Source organism: Terriglobia bacterium, assembly GCA_020072845.1.
GTDB lineage: Bacteria > Acidobacteriota > Terriglobia > Terriglobales > Acidobacteriaceae > JAIQGF01.
The window spans coordinates 113,196-129,568 of record JAIQGF010000009.1; the positions used below are offsets into that span (position 1 = coordinate 113,196).

Consider the following 16,373-nt stretch of genomic DNA (forward strand, 5'->3'; position numbering starts at 1 on the left):
TCAGCTTTCAGCTACTGTGTTGTGCGGCGTTGGTGGAAATCGCGCGGCCCGCTTGGGAATAAGCATCGAACGTGGTTTGGTCGAACAGCACAAAGCGGACTTCGGTGACGTGCTGGGACGATGGCACCGCTTCGGCGACGGCGTGCAGCGCAACCGCCGCAGCGAGTTCTACGGGATAGCCGAAAATTCCGGTGGAGATAGAAGGGAAGGCGATGCTCTTCAGCTCCAATTCGTCGGCGACGCGGATGGATTCGCGATACGAGCTGGCAAGGTTCTCCGCTTCACCACTGCGGCCGCCGTGCCACACCGGACCGACTGTGTGAATGACGTAGCGCGCCTTCATCCTGCCGCCAGTGGTGGCGACTGCCCGCCCGGTGGGCAGCGGACCGCGCTGCTGCACGATCCTGGCGCACTCCTCCCAGATGGCGGGCCCGCCGGCGCGGTGAATGGCGCCGCAGACGCCGCCCCCGGGCGCAAGCTGCTCATTAGCGGCGTTGACGATGGCGTCGGTGTCCTGCAGGGTGATGTCGCCCGTGAGGAGCGTGATGGAGCGCCCGGCTTGTATGGAGATTCTCATTGGGCCATCGACCAACGACCATCGACCATCGACTATTTCTTGTCCGACAGCGCTTCCACGCCCGGCAGCTTCTTGCCTTCGAGGAATTCCAGCGATGCGCCGCCGCCGGTCGAGATGTGCGTGATCTTGTCGGCAACGCCGGCCTCGTGCACCGCGGAAACGGTATCGCCGCCGCCGACGATCGAAATCGCTCCTGAATTTTCCGCCACGGCTGCGGCCACCTTGCGCGTCCCACGGGCAAACAGCGGCGTCTCAAAAACACCCATGGGGCCGTTCCACACGATGGTTTTGGCGCGCGAAATCTCTTCGGTGAAAAGCTCGATGGTTTTCGGCCCGATGTCGAGGCCCATCTGGTCGGGGGGAATCGGCTGGCCCTCGCCGACGATATGGGTGAGCGCGTCTTCGGCGATTTTCGCGGCCGTGACATGGTCAACGGGGAGCACGAACTTCACTTTTTTCGCGCGCCCTTCGTGGAGCAGTTGTTTGGCGAGGTCGAGCTTGTCTTCCTCGACCAGCGATTTTCCGACCTCGTGCCCCTGCGCCTGCAGAAAGGTGTACGCCATGCCGCCACCGATGATGAGCGCGTCAACCTTGTGCATCAAGTTCTTGATCACGCCGATCTTGTCGCTGACTTTGGCGCCGCCAAGGATGGCGACAAACGGCTTGGCCGGCGAGTGCAACGCCTTGCCGAGGTACTCGAGTTCTTTTTCCATCAGCAGGCCGGCGGCAGAGAGCTCGACAAACTTGGTTATGCCCACGGTCGAGGCGTGCGCGCGATGGGCCGTGCCGAAGGCGTCGTTGACGTAATAGTCGGCGAGCTTGGCCAGTTCCTTGGAGAACTTCTCGTCGTTGGCCTCCTCGTCAGCGTGGAAGCGAAGGTTCTCTAGCAGCAGGGTCTGACCTTTTTCCAGCTTGCCCGCCATCTCCTCGGCCTGGATGCCGACGCAATCGGTGCAGAAGCCGACGTTTTCGCCGCGTCCTAATGCCCGGTCCAACAGCATGCGCAGGCGCTCCGCCACGGGACGCAAGCTCATCTTCGCGTTGAGCTTACCCTTGGGACGGCCGAGATGCGAGGCGAGGATGAGGCGCGCGCCATGACGCAGAGCGTATTCGATGGTGGGTAGGGTCTCGCGAATGCGGGTGTCGTCGGTGATGCGGCCGCCGTCATCGAGCGGAACGTTGAAATCCACGCGCATGAAGATACGATGATCGCTGAGCGGCAAATCGCGGATGGAGAGCTTGGTCATCGTTAACCCCTCGACGCGCGCTGCAAATTCGGCCTGCATGAAGAACTAGTTTCCAGTTTCTAGTTTCTCCCCACTCTCGTTTCGGTTGCCCCACCCTTGTCTCGCCCGGGGGCGCCTGCCCCGAAGCGCAGCGAGGGGGCGAGACAGGGTGGGGTTTTTCCCGAGAAACTACAAGCCCTTTTTGCCGATGAAGTTGATCAGGTCGCGGACGCGGCAGGAGTATCCCCACTCGTTGTCGTACCAGGAAATGACCTTCACGCAGTTGCCGGCCACCACGCGGGTGAGCGGCGCGTCCACGATGGACGAGCGGTCGTCGCCCTTGAAATCGGAGGAGACCAGTTCCTCCTCCTCGTAGCCGAGATAGCCCTTCAGCGGGCCGGACTGCGAGGCCTTCTTCATGGCCGCGTTCACTCCCTCGGCGCTTGTCTTATTTTCAACAAAGCAGACCAGGTCCACCACCGACACGTTGGGCGTAGGCACGCGCATGGCAAAGCCGTCGAGCTTGCCCTTCAGTTCCGGAATCACCAGGTAAACCGCCTTGGCCGCGCCGGTGGTGGTCGGAATCATGTTGATGGCCGCCGCGCGCGCGCGCCGCAGGTCCTTGTGCGGGAAATCGAGGATCACCTGGTCGTTGGTGTAGGAGTGGATGGTGGTCATGGTGCCGCTGACGATCTTGAATTCGTCGTTGACCACTTTCGCGATGGGCGCCAGGCAGTTGGTGGTGCAGGAGGCATTGGAGATGATTTTGTGCCGGGCGGGATCGTACTTGTCCTCGTTCACGCCCAGCACGATGGTGATGTCTTCGTTCTTGGCGGGCGCGGAAATGATGACCTTTTTCACCGGGCCGCGCAGGTGCTTGCGGGCGTCTTCGGCGTTGGTGAAGCGGCCGGTGGATTCCACCACGACCTGCGCACCCACCGACTCCCAATCGATCTTGGCGGGATCCTTTTCGAAAAAGACGCGCACCCTTCGGCCGGCCACCCTGATGGAATCCTGCTCGGCACGCACCTCATGCGTCAGGTTGCCGAGGACCGAATCGTACTTGAGCAGGTGGGCGAGGGTCTTGGGATCGGTGAGATCGTTGACGGCGACAAACTCCAGGTTCGAATCGCCGAGCGAGGCGCGAAGAATGTTGCGGCCGATGCGGCCAAAACCGTTGATGCCGACTTTGATTGCCATCTTGCCTCCAGAGATCGAGCTGCGCGCTACAGAACCATTCAGCGCTGCAAGGAAAACAAAAAATCGTAACACCGAGAGCATAGGTGCGCAAACCACAGAATTCGGTAGTGGGTCAGTTTGAATCTTTCCGAAATACGCAATAGCTAGGGACGGCAGATTTCATTGCGGTTGGCGAAAATATCGAACGATGCCCAGCATGCAGTCGCCAGGTGCACGCCACTTGGAGGGAACCCCGCCTGCACCACTTTTCTGCCCTTCTGATCGAGAAACGCTACAGCTGGAACCAGGTCCGCATCTGAGGATGCGAGCACTGCAACTTCATACGCGTCCTCCCATGCCAACCGAATCATGTCCGTCACAATGGCAGTATCTACGCCCTTTTCTATTGTCCCGGCAATCTGTGCGCCGCAATCGGCATGTGGACAGATTCTGATGTCGCGATGACATACGTTACATTTTGGACAGTTTCTCGTTTGACGGGGGCGCGACTCTGCCTGAATCCCTGGTTGCCTATTAAGCCATGTTGTTACCCAAGCGTTGAACTTGCGGCCCTCGGCTGTATTTGGGTCGTGCGATGTGTAGATAATCGCGCCCTCGAAACTGTATGCGCCAATCCCGGCTTTTTCCGCTGCCTTCTTGGCCAGCCACAGGGGAAGCGCTCTCCAATCGATCTTGAAACGTACATCAGCCTGCCCCGTGGCTTGCTGCTCTCTATCATTGAGCGTTAGCTGGAGATTCCAGTAATCGACGAAAACCCGGATTCGGGGATTGGCACCTTTCGGTGCGACAGGAATTGCGCCCACCACGGCCCTCCGCTTACAAAAAACTAATTTACTAAATGATTCGGGGGCCAACGATCATATACTGACCGCTGACCCCCGGGGTCTGAATAACCGGGACCGTCTCTGCTTATGCGACGCAGGCTGGTACTCCGGTGGGCTTCAATGAAATCTAGTCTAGCATATAGACTCCTCTGTCAACGTAAAAGTTGTACAAAAAGTGCATTACATAAGTACCTTTAGTGATAATGCCTTAGCTTCCAAAACTGGTCACTTTTCCACAGTTCGCCTTATCTTCGCTCTTGGAACAATGCTGGCGGCGAGTACGTTAGGGTCACTGCTTGAGCGTTTAGGCATGGCCCTATCTTGCCATATCTCCCGCCCTCCCTCCAGCGCCCGCGAATTCAAGCTGACCCACTACCAATTCGCCGCTGCCGCCGAACGTTCGTCTGGCATGCGCGTCGGGCATGCGGTGCCTCGCAATAGGCAGGTAACAAGGCTGAGGCGGCGCGTTGCCGAATGTCGGCCGGGTGTGTTCCAATCGCAGCATGCGCAAGTGGCAGCGCGACCGCATGAGGCGGCGCAAAGCGAAGCCGGAGGGGCCCTCGCAACCGGCACAGCCGCAACCCGAACCGCTGCAGCCGGCGTATCCCGACATGGACCGTCCGCTGCAGATGGCAAAGCGCGAGCCGGAGGCGGCGCCCGAACCGCAGTTTGAGCCTGCTCCCGAATCGCAGCCGGCGCCCGCGCCGGAATCATTTCCGGCAGAGGCCGGAGAGTCCCGGCGTCCCGCGCGGGGCGGCCAGCGTCGCCGCAGCCGAGGGGGACGGGGACGGCGTCGCACCGCCGCTCCGGCCCAGCCGCCGCTGCCGGTCCAACCGGAAGCGCAGGAACCCGCGCCCAGTGAAGTTGCACCGGAATTGCCGGCGGCGGCCGTGCCGCTGGAGCGTCGTCCACCGCAGCCGGCGCACCGTCCGCCGCGCCCGCCCAAAGGCGCCGTCGTGCTTGCCATCGGGCTGCCAGGGTCGGGGAAGAGCAGTTGGTTCAAGCGCCGCGGCGTGACGCCGCTGTCGAGCGACCTGCTGCGCAAGCTTTTGTTCGACGACACCACCGAGCAGCGCTACCAGGACCTGGTGTTCGGCACGCTGCGCTCGCTGCTGCGCGCCCGCATGGTCGCCCGCATGCCGTGGAATTATGTGGATGCCACCAACCTGTCGCCGCGCGAGCGTCATGGGTGGATCAAGATGGCGCGCGAGTTTGGCTACGACGTGCACGCCGTATTCTTCGACGTGCCGCTCGAAGTCTGCATGGAGCGTAACCAGCGCCGCCAGCGCATCGTGCCGGAAGACGTGATGCAGCGCATGGCGGCCAAGCTCCGCCCGCCGACCTTCGACGAGGGCTTCGCCAAAATCATTGTGGTGCGCGTGAAGAAGAAAGAACAGGCCCCAGAACAGCAGGGCGAGCCCTAGCCCACGCCCGACAGCTTCGCCCGTTGACTTCGCCCGAACCCCTTCCTATGATGCTCGCTCCCTGAACCAAAATTTACCGCGGAGGCGAGCCATGGCTGCGCCGCTCACATCCTTGTTCCGTCCGTCTCGCATCGCCATGATCGGAGCGTCGGCCAACCCCGAGAAGCTCAGCTTCCAGATTTTCCGCAACCTGCGGGACGCCGGGTTCGCCGGCGAGATCATTCCGGTCAATCCCAAGGGAGAAACGATCCTCGGGATTCCATCCCTGAAGTCCGCGACGGAGATCCCGGAGGGCACCGATCTCGCGGTCGTCATGATTCCCGCCAAGCTCGTGCCGGGCGCGATGCTGCAGCTTGGCGAGCGCAAGGTGAAGGCTGCGATCGTCATTACCGGGGGCTTTGCCGAGTCCGGCGATGAGGGCGCCGCACTGCAACGGGAACTGGCGGAGAACGCCGCCCAGAGCGGCATCCGGGTGGTGGGGCCAAACTGCCAGGGGGTGAATTATCCCTATCACGGATTGTGCGCGTCGTGGCCGCTGCTGACGCGCCGTGGCGACATGGCGATCGTGTCGCAGAGCGGCACCGTCGGCGCCGCGCTGATTGACTGGGCTTCACAGGACCGGCTCGGGTTCTCGGCGTTCGTCAGCCTGGGAAATCGCGCCGACGTGGACGAGGCGGACCTGATCTCCTTTTTTTCCGACGATCCCAACACCAAGGTCATCGCGCTCTACATCGAAGGCGTGAAAGACGCCGCCAAGTTTCTGGCCGCGGTAAAGGCTTGCCGTAAGCCGTTGGTGATCCTGAAAGCGGGCCGCACGCAGCAGGGACGCAAAGCGGCGGAGTCGCACACCCGCTCGCTGGCGGGGCGGGACGAGATTTATGAAGCCGTCTTCCGCCAGTACCGCGTCCACCGCGCCTACACGCTGGAAGAACTTTACGATTACGCCAAGGCCCTGGCGTATGTACCCGCGCCGCAGGGAGAGCGGGTGCTGATCGTCACCAGTTCGGGCGGGTCCGCCATCCTCGCCACCGACGCGCTGGAAGAGGAGGGCTTCCGGCTGGCGCCTGTCCCACCGGAACTGGCCAGGCAACTGCGCGAGTTTCTCCCCTCGCATTGTCCCATCGGCAATCCCATTGACCTGACCGGCGATGCCACCGCAGCTTGGTATCGAAGAGTGCTGGAACTGGCTGACGGCCACTACGACCTGGTGGTGACCATATTCGGCGATCCCATCCCCGGCGCCAGCGAAGTGATACGGCCGGGGCGATGCGAGCTGGTCGCGTATCTCGGCGGCGCCGACGTCGAGCGCGAAGAGCGGGCGCGCATGGGCGAGAGGAAGATCGCCGTGTTTCCGACGCCGGAACGGGCGGTGAAAGCGCTGGCGCGTCATACCTATTTCCGCCGGCAGAAGTTTGCCGGCGAAGCCCTACCGGCCACGGCCGCCGCTCCGGCGGCTGCGCCGGCGTCGCTCACTCCCGCCGACTCGATGGCTTTCCTAAAGCAAGCCGCGTTGCCGGTGACGCCGTTCGCCGCTGCGGCCAATGAAGACGAGGCGGTGGCGGCGGCGCGCAACATCGGCTTTCCGGTCGCCGTCAAAATCAACTCACCGGACGTGACCCACAAGACGGATGTCGGCGGGGTCGTGCTCAACGTGCCCGACCAAGCCGGCGTGCGCGCCGCGTTTCGGCGGTTAGCGGCCGTGGAAACTGCCGGCGGCTTCCGTGCCGGCGGGGCGCTGGTTTGCGGCATGGCGGCCGCCGGGGTGGAAGTCATCATCGGGGTCACGCGCGACCTCCAGTTCGGCCACGCGGTCATGTTCGGCATGGGCGGGACCATGGTGGAGGTGCTGAAGGACATCTCCTTCCGCATCGTGCCATTTTCCGAGCTGGACGCGGCCGAGATGATCGGGGAGGTTCGGGGCGCGCGCATTCTCGATGGCGTTCGCGGCGCGAAACCGGCGGATGTTGCGGCACTGAAAAAGCTGCTTGTCCAGGTGTCGGAACTGGTGACGCAGCATCCCGAGATCGAGGAGCTCGACCTCAATCCGATTTTCGTTTCTCCCCGTGGGGTGCAGATCGCGGACGCGCGCATTGTGCTGGCGAGCGCCCGCGCGGCGGGCGCCGGAGACGCTTCCGCCAAATAAGCCATCACTTCAGGTGCTTGAGCATTTCCTTGAAGGCCGCCGTTCCTGAGTTGTGCAGCAGCTCGTAGATGATCATCTCGGTGGACGAGATCACCGCCCCGGCCGCTTCCATGCGTCGCAGCCCGACCTTCCAGTTCCACTCGGCGCGCGAACTGACCGCGTCGGATGCGACGTGCACCAGGTAGCCGCGATTCAGCGCTTCCAGCGCCGTTTGCATCACGCAGATGTGGGTTTCCATGCCACACAGCAGCAGCGTGTTGCGGTTGCGGGGCATGGACTTGACGGCGTCGCAGAAGGCATCGGCGCCAAAACAATTGAACTCCATTTTGTCGTGGGGTTTGGTGGGCAGCAGGGAAGCGATCTCCGGCACCACCGGGCCCAGGCCCTTGGTGTACTGCGTGGCCGCCATCACGGGCAGGTCGAGGATCTTCGCCAGCCGCAGCAGCAGTTGCGCGTTACGCAGCAGGCGGTCTTTCTCAAAGATCGGGGGCAGCAGCTTTTCCTGGATGTCCACCACCACCAGGGCACATTGTTCCGCCTGCAAATGGCGGCGCGCGATTTCCGCCGGATCGTGCACGGTTTCGATCATGCCAGTTTGAATTGCCATAACAATGCCTCCGAAGGAACGGCGCTATTGTACTGCCCGATCGCGCGGAATTTCAGTACGGCAGTTTTCAGTCAGTCCAGGCTCCCAAGGCTGGCCGGAATTGCGCGGCTCCGCTCTGACTGGCCACTAGCCACTGACCACTGGCCACTGCAATGTGATTTGACCGCACTCCCAGACAGCCCCTAAAATCTAAGTGGGTCCGCCGTTTCGGGACCTGCCAACCGCCGACGCTGCCCCCTCGTTCAATGGTAGGACAGCTGACTCTGGATCAGCATATCGGGGTTCGAATCCCTGGGGGGCAGCCAAACATCCAAGCGCTCACGCCACTGCCTACTATTCAGCTTTGGTGGTCAGTGGTTTGCCTTTCTCGGCAACGAACACGGCCGCCAGCTTCGCGGTGTCGCTGCCTTTGTTGATCGCCTGATGGATCTGGCCGGGAGCAACGTAGAAGTGGTCGCCGGCTTTCAGGGTCACGTCGGGCTTGCCTTCGAACTGCTGCAGGATGGTGCCTTGCAGCACGAATACGTACACTTCGGCCGGGTGCGTGTGCCGGCCCTCGGCGCTGCCGGGAGGCAATTCGACCAGGGCCATCACCGCTTCATGGCCCGGGATGGTCATGTCCTGCTTGAGGACGATGTTGCGTTTGACAGCGGCAGGCGCTTGGCTGGTCTGCGCGTACATGGCAAAGGCGGCGACGACCGCCACCAGCAAGAGAGCTGCGGCAACCGCGAAACGAGTGTTTCTCATGTCTGTCTCCTCGGCAAATGAGTTGCGGTGCGGCACGGCGCACGCAGCCAGATTGTATGCGAGCCGGCTGGCTGCGATTCAACAAATTCGCTTGCGAGGCGGCGGAAGGCTCGCAACAGGTTAAGGACTACATCTTGAGTATTCGCAATATCGCCATCATCGCCCACGTCGACCACGGCAAGACCACGCTGGTGGACGCCATGCTCCGCCAGAGCGGCGTGTTTCGCGCCAACCAGGAGTTGGTGGACCGCGTCATGGATTCCAACGAGCTGGAGCGCGAGCGCGGCATTACCATCCTGGCCAAGAATACGGCCGTTTTTTACCACGACATCAAGATCAACATCGTGGACACGCCCGGCCACAGCGATTTCGGCGGCGAGGTGGAACGCGCGCTCAAGATGGTGGACGGCGTCATGCTCCTGGTGGACGCCAGCGAGGGCCCGCTGCCGCAAACCCGCTATGTGCTGGGCAAGGCGCTGGAAGCCAAGCTGCCGCCGATCGTCGTGATCAACAAGATTGACCGCTCCGACGCGCGTTCCCAGGAAGTGCTGAACGAAATTTACGACCTGTTCATCGATCTCGACGCCTCCGAGGAACTGCTCGATTTTCCGGTTCTGTATACCAATGCCAGGCTGGGCACGGCGTCGGCGGACGCGGACACCGCCGGTCAGAATCTGCAGCCGCTGTTCGATGCCATCGTGGCGACCATTCCTGCGCCCGCCGGCGAGGCCGATGGCCCGCTGCAGATCCTGGTGGCGAATCTTGATTACAGCGATTACCTCGGGCGGTTGGCCATCGCGCGCGTCTTCAACGGCACGCTGCGCACCGGCGAGGATGTCGGCATTGCCAAGCTCGACGGCTCCCTGCAGAAAGTGCGGATCACCAAGCTGTTTTCCTTCAACGGGCTCGAGCGCGTCGACATTACGCAAACCGAACTGGGTGACATCGTTGCGGTCGCGGGCGTCACCGGCATCACCATCGGCGAGACCATCACCGGCGCAGAAAATCCCACCCCGCTGGCCAACATCGCGATTGATGAGCCCACCATCGCCATGCAGTTCACGGTGAACACCTCGCCGTTCGCCGGCCTCGACGGGCAGTACGTCACCTCGCGCAACCTGCGCGAGCGCCTGGAGAAGGAGTTGCTCACCAACGTTTCCATCCGCGTCGAGGAAACCGGCAGCACCGATTCCTTCAAAGTCATGGGCCGCGGCGAGCTGCAGCTTTCCATCTTGATCGAAACCATGCGCCGCGAGGGCTATGAGCTGATGGCCGGCAAGCCCGAGATCGTGACCAGGAACGTGAACGGCAAGCTGATGGAGCCGGTGGAGCGGCTGACGGTGGACATTCCCGAGGAGTTCGTCGGCGTGGTCATGGAAAAGCTCGGCATGCGGAAATCCGAGATTCAGAAGATGCACAATCACGGCTACGGGCGCGTGCGCATGGAATTCCGCGTGCCCAGCCGCGGGCTCATCGGGTTGCGCAGCGAACTGCTCACCGACACGCGCGGCACCGTGGTCATGAACTCGCTGTTCGACGGCCACATCGAGTGGCAGGGCGAGATCCCGCACCGGCTGACCGGCGCGCTGGTCGCCGACCGCGCCGGCGCCACCACCGCCTACGCGCTTTGGAACCTGCAGGAGCGCGGCGAACTGTTCGTCGGGCCGGGCGTGGAAGTGTACGAGGGCATGATCATCGGCGAAAACTCGCGCGACAAGGATCTCGACGTCAACTGCGTGCGCGAGAAAAAGCTGACCAACATGCGCTCTTCCACCGCCGACGAGGCCATCCGCCTGGTGCCGTTCCGCACCCTCAACCTGGAGCAGGCGATCGAGTTCGTGGCCGACGACGAATATGTCGAGGTCACGCCGAAATCGCTGCGCCTGCGCAAGAAGGTACTACAGGCCAACCGTCGCCCGCGCAAGGACGCGCTCCCCATCGGCGTTCCCAGCCAGGAATAGAAAAACGAAATTTCAGACTCAGTTGCCGTGCAGCGATGGAGCGGCGCGGCCCGCTAATCGCCGAAGCCTTTTGTCAGTCCAACGCTCAAGCAAGGGGCCGATCCAACGCAGGTCATAGATTTTTCGTAGTTGGGCTTTTTCCCAAGCGATGCGCGAATCCCATCCCCAGGTGCGCAGATAATCGGACATCCACACCAGTTCTGCGGCGGGATCGTAGGTCATCGACTGGCTGAGTTCCATCACCTCGGCGTACAGATCCATCCATTCGTGGATGACGGTATCGAGCGCGGACCCAGCGCGCACGAGCTGGGAGACAGCGTGAGCATCGGAGGAATCGTAATGCGAGATCTCCGCCGCCAGCGATTCGGCATGGATGGGCCGCGTCAGCGCCCGCCGGCCACAATTCAGCAGTTTCAGTCCGGCGAAATTGATGCTCGTCACCATCCCGCCCATCGCGCCTGGATCAATCAGAATGACCGCGCAACCGAGGGCCACGGCTTCCAACGCGCAGCGGCCTTTGGCGAAGACGAGGTCGTATTGACCCAGCAAATCCTCCGGCGCGTCGCACTGGCGCCCGACGCCCCTGCCGGCAACGTCCACAAGGATGCCCGCACTGCGGCAAACGCTGCGAACCAGTTCCAGGTAACGGCCCTCAGTCACGTAGTTGCTGAACACCAGCGCGCGGCGCGGACGTACCGGAAGAGGGCCGCGCACGCGAAAACGCTTCAGGTCCACTGCATTCGGAATAATGGAGATCCGCTTGGGATCGACTCCGTCGGCCACCAATCGATCGCGGCATGTCAGATCGACTGCGACATAGCGCAGGATGCGCGGAAATAGTGGTGCAGCGTCACGCCAGCTCGCCGCGTCATGGCAGGCAAAAATTCCACAGGTCCGCGGAAAACGCAACAGCGCGGTCACGGTGTTGAGGTGGTGATGGCCGTGAACCACCTCGGGCTCGGAGACCTCCGCAAGGTCGGAGGTGAGGCGCGCACCCGCGGTTCGCGCTCGTTCGGCGATGACTCCGAGCCGAGGCGAATAAACCGTGACCTCATGTCCGCGCGAACACAGCTCGCGGGCCAGATCGCAGACCACAATTTCCGTGCCGGTGGGCCGCTCCAGCACGCAATTGGTGATGAGCACCCTCACGCCTTGGGTCCCTCGGCGAAGTTGCGAATCGCTTCCATGATGGCGAGGACGTGCTCCATGCGAATCACGGTGGGGTAGTATCCCGCCGCTACTCTCTGTTCTGCCCACGATTCGTACTGCGGTGGTTGCCGATAAGGGTGAGTGGTAAACGGCTGCTCCACCAGGCGGAAACACTCGGTCGCAAAATAATTCTTGCCGCACCGATTCAGAGCGCCTTCGACCTCCGCTGCAAGTTCTTCATAGGTGAGCGCGCATTGCAGCTTGTGCCTGAGAGCCCGTTCGTCCAGTTGGAAATGGGAACATGTCGTGGAATGTCGCGAGTCCGCGTCGGTTGGGGATTCGGTCAGCAGGAACTCATAATTCCTGATGGCAAGTGCTGATTGTCGCTGCGCAAGGGTGATCGCGGCATTGATCATCCAGCGGCACAGATCGTGAGTGGGGTTGTAGCCTTCCAGCGCGTCGCCGGCCACGAAATTAATTTTGTCGCGGAGGAACGCTTCCACAAGGCGGCGGGTCTGATCGCAAAAGAACGAGGTGTCTCGGTTCAGGATCGCAGCGTAGACATCCCGGTCGGAGCAGTTACCGAAACAGGAGTCAACGGAAGCCTCTAACCCCCCAAGAAGACTCCTCGATCTGCTGGTCCGGGGGGTTGAACCATGGCCGGAACCATCGGTCAGGATAAATGTGCGAGGCCGGTATGCCGCGGTCCAGCCAAACACCTTGAGTTCATGTCCCGGATGGCCCAACACGAGAGCTGCGCGCGTTGTTTCAACGGGCGACAGATCGGTGAGAGAAGAGAAACAAAAAGAGGTTTCCGCCACATTCTCCTCCACATCCAGGGCATCAAGTGCACGGATTCTACTCTGATCTTCCGCCGCAAACCAACTTTCCTGTTCTCCGAAAAGCAGTCTGGAAGGTGCAGTACCAAATCCCGCAGCGATTTGCTAGGTAGCGTCGCCAGCGGCGCAACTTGCCGCGCCCAAGCCCACGGGCCGGCGCTGAATTTCGGCGGATCGCAAGCCAACATTGGCCATGCGCCTCGTCTTGTCCGAACCTGCTCACTTGCAGGTCTCGGTTCTTGCACTCGGCCTTAATCCACCGGGAGCTGTGGCGAATGCAGCCGGGCGTCTCGGACTCGTGGCTCGTACCTACCCAGTGATCGCCTTTGTAGTCAGCGTGCCTCCAGCTTGACGGGTAATAAGTGGCCAGAAGAACACCATTCTCTTTCGAATCTCTGACGAACGCGTCCAGCATGGTCGCGATCTGCGGCTTGGACGCGTGCGTCCAGATGGAGTACGCCACGAAAAAGTCGAACTTCTCGCCGAAGACCGAGGTGTCGAAATTCGGGTTAGTGTCAAAACGCGGCTGCTTGAGCTTGATGATTTCCGGCTCCAGGATGTGGTCCGTGCCGATTTGCAGGCGTTCTTTGTGCGGCTCGATTCCGCAATAGCATCCTGCATCGAGAAAATGAATCAGCCAGTAACCACCCCGCAGAACTCCACAACCCACATCCACGACCTTGGCGGCGGGAGTCAGGCCGGCCCGCAACAGGTAAATGAATTGCTCCCTGCCGGCGCCTTCAAAGTTCTCAGTCGGAACGCCCAGAAACTTTCCCGCGCTCGCTAACTCCACCTTTGCCCTCATACTTACCCTATCGTACAAGAGTCGCTGCAATGGGGAGCTTTGGGGCAGGCGGACGAGGCAACCCAACGTCCTGTTCTTTCCTTCTAATCATTGTCATTTCGTGTCCTATGGACGTCGTCCATGGCCACGATGTCCCGTCCCAACCATCCGGCAAGATCTGCAGAGGCTCAAAGTTCGTAACGAGGGGTTATGCGTATTGTGGCGCGGCTGATCGGCTGCCTGGTGCTCTGCGTTCTGCTGGTGTCGGTGTTCTCGTCGTACTACCAGGCGGAGCGGGAGAGGTTGGTGCTGCGCCAGGAACTGGAGCATCGCGCCGATGCACTGGCGGAGAGCCTGCAGCCGCGGGTCGAATCCATGTTGCACCGCGGCGACAAGGCCGGCATTCAGCGGCTGGCCGTGCAATTTGCCAACCAGAAGCAACTCGCCGGACTTGCGGTGTACGGCGAAAGCGGCGGCCCGGTAGCGATCTCGGCATCGTTGGTGGGGCAGATTGCGGGGCGGCCCGAAACGCTTGCGAAGGCCATGCATGAAGACATGCCGCAGGGAGCATTCTTGCGCCTCAACGGCCATCCGGTCCACTTCCGCGCTATCCCCCTCCACGAAGATGACCATGTCGCGGGTGGTTTGCTGGTGGTGCACGACGCCGCTTACATCGTCGCCGCGCGATGGCAGGCGTGGCGGGACATGTCGTGGCGCGTCCTGGCGCAGGTGCTCCTGATCATCCTGACCACGGTGATCATGTTCGAGCGCAGCGTGGTGAAACCCATTGCGCGTACCGCGGCCTGGATGCGCGAACTGCGCCACGGACGCAATCCCGGCGCGTCCGGCCTGGCCGGCTCCGATGATGTTCTGAAACCCCTCGCCAACGAGGCGCATAACTTTGCGCGCAGCCTGGCGGAGGCGCGCGCTTCGGCGGAGCGGGAAGCCCGGATGCGCGAAACGGCGGAATCGTCGTGGACGGCGGAGCGCCTGGCGGTCTCGCTGCGCACCCGCTTGCAGGGAAGCCGCCTGTTCGTGATCTCCAACCGCGAGCCCTACATGCACACCCGCAAGGGGAACCTGCTGCAGACGATGGTGCCGGCCAGCGGCCTGGTCACCGCGCTGGAGCCCATCCTGCGCGCCTGCGACGGCACCTGGATCGCCCACGGCAGCGGCGACGCCGACCAGGAGACGGTGGACGCCAACCAATGCGTCCGCGTTCCCCCGGAGGACCCGCATTACACCCTGCGGCGGGTCTGGCTGACGAAAGAGGAGGAAGAACGGTATTACTACGGGTTTTCCAATGAAGGGCTATGGCCGCTTTGTCATATTGCGCACACCCGGCCGACGTTTCGCGCCGCCGATTTTGAGGAGTACCAGCGCGTCAACCAGAAATTCGCCGACGCGCTCTGGGACGAGATGCGCGGCGTGGAGCAACCGATCGTGGTCGTCCAGGATTATCACTTCGCGTTGCTGCCGCGGATGATCAAGCAGCGGCGTCCGGACGCGCGGGTCGGCGTGTTTTGGCACATCCCGTGGCCGAACCCGGAGGCGTTCGGCATTTGTCCGTGGCAAGCCGAGTTGCTCGACGGACTGCTGGGGGCGGACCTGGTCGGGTTCCATATCCAGGCGCATTGCGACAATTTCCTGGAAACCGTGGACCGCGTCCTGGAATCGCGCATCGAGTGGGACCGCAGGAACGTGAATCGCGGCGAGCACATGACCATGGTGCGGCCGTTTCCCATCAGCATTGTGATGCCTCCGGTCACCGAGCAGGAGGAGAAACCCAACCCGCACCAGCAGCAGGCGGAGCTGCTGCAGGAAATCGGCGTGGACGCGCTCTACATCGGTCTCGGCGTGGACCGCATGGATTACACCAAGGGCATCGTGGAACGCATGCTGGCCGTGGAACGGTTCTTGGAGAAGTACCCGCAGAACCAGGGGCGGTTCAGCTTCGTACAGATCGGCGCTCCCAGCCGCACTCATATCCAGCGCTACCACGACTTCATGGGCGAGGTGGCGGCCACGGCGGAGCGCATCAACCGGCGCTTTCGGTCGGGAAAATGGCAGCCGATCATCCTCCGCGACCGCCATCACACCCACGCCGAACTGGAGCGGTTCTACCGCGCCGCCGACGTCTGCCTGGTGACTTCGCTGCACGATGGCATGAACCTGGTGGCCAAGGAATATATCGCGTCACGAGATGACGACGAGGGTGTACTTGTCCTCAGTCCCTTCACCGGGGCGGCGCGCGAGCTGCCCGACGCCCTCATCGTCAACCCCTACGACACCGAGAAGCTGGCCGACGCCATTTACCAGGCGCTGGAGATGGAAGGCACGGAACGGCGGGCGCGCATGCGCCGCATGCGCCAGGTGGTGCGGCAGCACAACGTGTACCGCTGGGCGGCCAACCTGATCGGCGAGTTGTGCGACGTGCGCCTGGATCTGGCCGCTCCGCCGCGAAAGCCGGCGCTAGCCGCGGGTGTGGCGCAGGGCGTAGCGCCCGAGGTCGTTGTCGAGAAGCTGCCCGATCAGCTCCGCCACTCCGGCGCCATGAGCGGAAGCGGTAACCAGGGCGGCGTTTCGCTTGATCTGCGGTAGGGCGTTGGCCACCGCCGCGGCACAGCCGCACGCGGCGAGCATGCTGGCGTCGTTTTCCGCGTCGCCGATCCCGACCACGTTGGCGGGCGCCAGTTGCAGTTCGGCGAGCGCCGCTTCCAGGCCGGTCTTCTTGTCCACGCCCGTGGGAAGAATCATCAGGGAGCCCTTGTTCAGGATGATGTGGACGTCGAGGGCGAGATTCAGTTCGTGAATCGCCGAGGCCACCGCGGCGTGGTGGGCGTCGTCGGTGGCAACGATCGCGCGCCCGGTAGAGTACGGAACTTCGCGGCC

Annotated in this window: 13 protein-coding genes and 1 tRNA gene; 5 read left to right on the forward strand and 9 right to left on the reverse strand. The window is 62.4% G+C overall.

Features of this window, described 5'->3' with window-relative positions; genetic code table 11:
- Nucleotides 1-7: 7 nt before the first annotated feature.
- The 4 genes from LAN70_09590 to LAN70_09605 all read right to left on the reverse strand — a co-directional run bounded on the left by LAN70_09590 (nt 8) and on the right by LAN70_09605 (nt 3,806).
- Nucleotides 8-577, reverse strand: a complete 570-nt coding sequence (locus tag LAN70_09590) for an O-acetyl-ADP-ribose deacetylase (GenBank protein MBZ5511408.1) — start codon at nt 575-577, stop codon at nt 8-10.
- 32 nt (nt 578-609) lie between these two features.
- Entirely contained in the window at nt 610-1,824 is a 1,215-nt protein-coding gene (locus LAN70_09595; protein MBZ5511409.1) for a phosphoglycerate kinase, read from the reverse strand.
- 168 nt (nt 1,825-1,992) lie between these two features.
- Entirely contained in the window at nt 1,993-3,003 is a 1,011-nt protein-coding gene (gene gap / locus LAN70_09600) for a type I glyceraldehyde-3-phosphate dehydrogenase (protein ID MBZ5511410.1), read from the reverse strand.
- Between the two features lie 143 nt (nt 3,004-3,146).
- Entirely contained in the window at nt 3,147-3,806 is a 660-nt protein-coding gene (locus LAN70_09605; GenBank protein MBZ5511411.1) for an NYN domain-containing protein, read from the reverse strand.
- A 548-nt stretch (nt 3,807-4,354) separates the two neighbouring features.
- Between LAN70_09605 and LAN70_09610 the strand changes: the two genes are divergently transcribed.
- Together LAN70_09610 and LAN70_09615 are read left to right on the forward strand one after the other, a co-directional pair.
- Nucleotides 4,355-5,251 carry an AAA family ATPase gene (locus LAN70_09610; protein ID MBZ5511412.1) on the forward strand — a complete coding sequence of 299 codons (897 nt, stop codon included), beginning with the start codon at nt 4,355-4,357 and terminating at the stop codon, nt 5,249-5,251.
- Nucleotides 5,252-5,342: 91 nt separating this feature from the next.
- The gene (locus tag LAN70_09615; protein MBZ5511413.1) at nt 5,343-7,394 is read left to right on the forward strand and encodes an acetate--CoA ligase family protein; all 2,052 of its coding nucleotides are present in this window, start codon (nt 5,343-5,345) and stop codon (nt 7,392-7,394) included.
- 4 nt (nt 7,395-7,398) lie between these two features.
- On the opposite strand, the gene LAN70_09620 is transcribed toward LAN70_09615, so the two are convergent.
- Nucleotides 7,399-8,001 carry a hydrolase gene (locus tag LAN70_09620; GenBank protein MBZ5511414.1) on the reverse strand — a complete coding sequence of 201 codons (603 nt, stop codon included), beginning with the start codon at nt 7,999-8,001 and terminating at the stop codon, nt 7,399-7,401.
- 231 nt (nt 8,002-8,232) lie between these two features.
- Between LAN70_09620 and LAN70_09625 the strand changes: the two genes are divergently transcribed.
- A tRNA-Gln gene (locus LAN70_09625) sits at nt 8,233-8,306 on the forward strand.
- Between the two features lie 28 nt (nt 8,307-8,334).
- Here the strand turns inward: LAN70_09625 and LAN70_09630 are convergent.
- Nucleotides 8,335-8,748, reverse strand: coding sequence for a cupin domain-containing protein (locus LAN70_09630; GenBank protein MBZ5511415.1), 414 nt, complete (start codon nt 8,746-8,748; stop codon nt 8,335-8,337).
- Nucleotides 8,749-8,804: 56 nt separating this feature from the next.
- On the opposite strand from LAN70_09630, the gene typA reads away from it, so the two are divergent.
- Nucleotides 8,805-10,709 carry a translational GTPase TypA gene (gene typA / locus LAN70_09635; GenBank protein MBZ5511416.1) on the forward strand — a complete coding sequence of 635 codons (1,905 nt, stop codon included), beginning with the start codon at nt 8,805-8,807 and terminating at the stop codon, nt 10,707-10,709.
- An 18-nt stretch (nt 10,710-10,727) separates the two neighbouring features.
- Here typA and LAN70_09640 read toward each other — a convergent pair whose 3' ends face one another.
- Genes LAN70_09640 through LAN70_09650 form a run of 3 tightly spaced genes read right to left on the reverse strand, consistent with a single transcriptional unit; the run spans nt 10,728 to nt 13,502 of the window.
- On the reverse strand, nt 10,728-11,858 hold the full coding sequence (locus LAN70_09640) for a glycosyltransferase (protein MBZ5511417.1): 1,131 nt from the start codon (nt 11,856-11,858) through the stop codon (nt 10,728-10,730).
- The gene (locus LAN70_09645) at nt 11,855-12,679 is read right to left on the reverse strand and encodes a hypothetical protein (protein MBZ5511418.1); all 825 of its coding nucleotides are present in this window, start codon (nt 12,677-12,679) and stop codon (nt 11,855-11,857) included. Before LAN70_09645 ends, LAN70_09640 begins: the two co-directional genes overlap by 4 nt.
- A gap of 37 nt (nt 12,680-12,716) precedes the next feature.
- The gene (locus LAN70_09650; GenBank protein MBZ5511419.1) at nt 12,717-13,502 is read right to left on the reverse strand and encodes a class I SAM-dependent methyltransferase; all 786 of its coding nucleotides are present in this window, start codon (nt 13,500-13,502) and stop codon (nt 12,717-12,719) included.
- A 189-nt stretch (nt 13,503-13,691) separates the two neighbouring features.
- Between LAN70_09650 and LAN70_09655 the strand changes: the two genes are divergently transcribed.
- Nucleotides 13,692-16,082, forward strand: coding sequence for a trehalose-6-phosphate synthase (locus LAN70_09655; GenBank protein ID MBZ5511420.1), 2,391 nt, complete (start codon nt 13,692-13,694; stop codon nt 16,080-16,082).
- The last annotated feature ends 291 nt before the right edge of the window (nt 16,083-16,373 follow it).

Bases quoted from the DNA above. Each gene is read 5' to 3' on its own strand.
- LAN70_09590 (MBZ5511408.1), bottom strand. From the start codon at position 577: ATGAGAATCTCCATACAAGCCGGGCGCTCCATCACGCTCCTCACGGGC.
- LAN70_09630 (MBZ5511415.1), bottom strand. From the start codon at position 8,748: ATGAGAAACACTCGTTTCGCGGTTGCCGCAGCTCTCTTGCTGGTGGCG.
- LAN70_09615 (MBZ5511413.1), top strand. From the start codon at position 5,343: ATGGCTGCGCCGCTCACATCCTTGTTCCGTCCGTCTCGCATCGCCATG.
- LAN70_09620 (MBZ5511414.1), bottom strand. From the start codon at position 8,001: ATGGCAATTCAAACTGGCATGATCGAAACCGTGCACGATCCGGCGGAA.
- LAN70_09610 (MBZ5511412.1), top strand. From the start codon at position 4,355: ATGAGGCGGCGCAAAGCGAAGCCGGAGGGGCCCTCGCAACCGGCACAG.
- LAN70_09655 (MBZ5511420.1), top strand. From the start codon at position 13,692: ATGCGTATTGTGGCGCGGCTGATCGGCTGCCTGGTGCTCTGCGTTCTG.
- LAN70_09650 (MBZ5511419.1), bottom strand. From the start codon at position 13,502: ATGAGGGCAAAGGTGGAGTTAGCGAGCGCGGGAAAGTTTCTGGGCGTT.
- gap (MBZ5511410.1), bottom strand. From the start codon at position 3,003: ATGGCAATCAAAGTCGGCATCAACGGTTTTGGCCGCATCGGCCGCAAC.
- typA (MBZ5511416.1), top strand. From the start codon at position 8,805: ATGCGAGCCGGCTGGCTGCGATTCAACAAATTCGCTTGCGAGGCGGCG.
- LAN70_09595 (MBZ5511409.1), bottom strand. From the start codon at position 1,824: ATGACCAAGCTCTCCATCCGCGATTTGCCGCTCAGCGATCATCGTATC.